Here is a 1,429-nt window from a genome sequence, read left to right as displayed (position 1 = left end):
GTGACTACGCGCAGTGGCACCGGGCAGGCGCGGGTCGGCAGTCTGCGGCTGGTCGATGCGGCCACCGGAGCGGATGTCGCTCTGGCCACAGTGGGACAGAAGCTGCGTCTGGTACTGGAGGCGGAGGTGCTCTCGGACATTCCCAGCCTCGTGCTCGGATTCATGCTCCGCGACAAGCAAGGGCATGTCGTGTGGGGCAGTAACACCTGGCACGCCCAGCAGGTCCAGAAGGACGTGCAGCAGGGCGAACGCGTGGTGTTCTCACTGGACTTCACCTGCCGCCTCGGGCCCGGGTCCTATTCGGTGTCGCCGGCGCTGGTCAGTACCGAGACCCACCTGGTGGACAATTTCGAATGGGTGGACAACCTGATTGTGTTTGATGTCATGAATGCGGGCCTGCCCTTGTTCATCGGCTCGAACTGGCTGGACGGCACCTTCGCCGTGGAGCGCTTCACCGGCAACGCGGCCGGAGCATTGGATGCATCGAACACGACAGCGGAGAAGTAATGGAGAAGTTGATTTCCTACGCGCAGAACTTTGAAGACGTCATGCTCTGGCGTGCGCTTTCGCATGTTCAGGGCGGACGTTATGTCGATGTCGGTGCGCAGAGTCCGGACGTGGATTCGGTCAGCCGCCTGTTCCACGAACACGGTTGGAACGGCGTCCATGTCGAGCCGACCCCGGCCTACGCAGGCCAGTTGCGCGAACGGCGCCCTGATGAGGTGGTGCTGCAGGTGGCGGTGTCGGACAAGCCTGGCATTCTCCGCTTTTTCGACATCCTGGAAACCGGCCTGAGCACCATGGACGAGGCGATCGCAGCGGAGCATCGCGAAGCGGGCTTCCAGGTCGGCGAAATCCGGGTTCCGGCGATCACGCTGGATGCCGTGCTTGAGCAGATTCCCGATGCTGACATCCACTGGCTGAAGATCGACGTCGAGGGAGCGGAGGCGCGGGTGGTGGACGGCTGGTCCACCTCGACCAAGCGGCCATGGGTGGTGGTCATTGAAAGCACGCGCCCGCTGAGTACCGAGCAGACCCACTTGGAGTGGGAGCCAGCCGTGCTGGCAAAGGGCTACGCGTTCGCCTACTTCGATGGGCTGAACCGGTTCTACGTCAGTCAGGAACACCCGGAGCTGATGGACGCGTTCAACTGCGGTCCCAACGTCTTTGATGACTTCAGCCTCAGCTCGTCGTCCGTGTTCTGCGCCGAAATGAACCTGGCCTACCATGCGCTGGAAGTTCACATGAACGACCAGATCGCCCAGCGCGACGCGCAGGTGGAAGAGGCAGAGGCCGAGGCGGAGGCGATGCGGCAGGAAGTGCTGGTCCGCCGCGAGGATGTGGAGCGCCTGCAGGCCGAACATGCCACCGCCATCAATGCGATGGTGCAGGCCCAGCATCGCACGCTGAACGAACACCAGCGCATGAT

2 protein-coding genes are annotated in these 1,429 nt (G+C 62.9%); both read left to right on the top strand.

The window, feature by feature from the left end; translation table 11 throughout:
- On the top strand, positions 1 to 507 hold a 507-nt coding region (locus AC1VAN_RS21760; RefSeq protein ID WP_480986736.1), incomplete at its 5' end, for a Wzt carbohydrate-binding domain-containing protein.
- On the top strand, positions 507 to 1,429 hold a 923-nt coding region (locus AC1VAN_RS21755; protein ID WP_480986735.1), incomplete at its 3' end, for an FkbM family methyltransferase. The genes AC1VAN_RS21760 and AC1VAN_RS21755, both read left to right, overlap by 1 nt.

It is taken from the genome of Stenotrophomonas sp. 05L44_2 (assembly GCF_056665995.1).
This window is presented reverse-complemented; position numbering and strand designations above follow the sequence as displayed.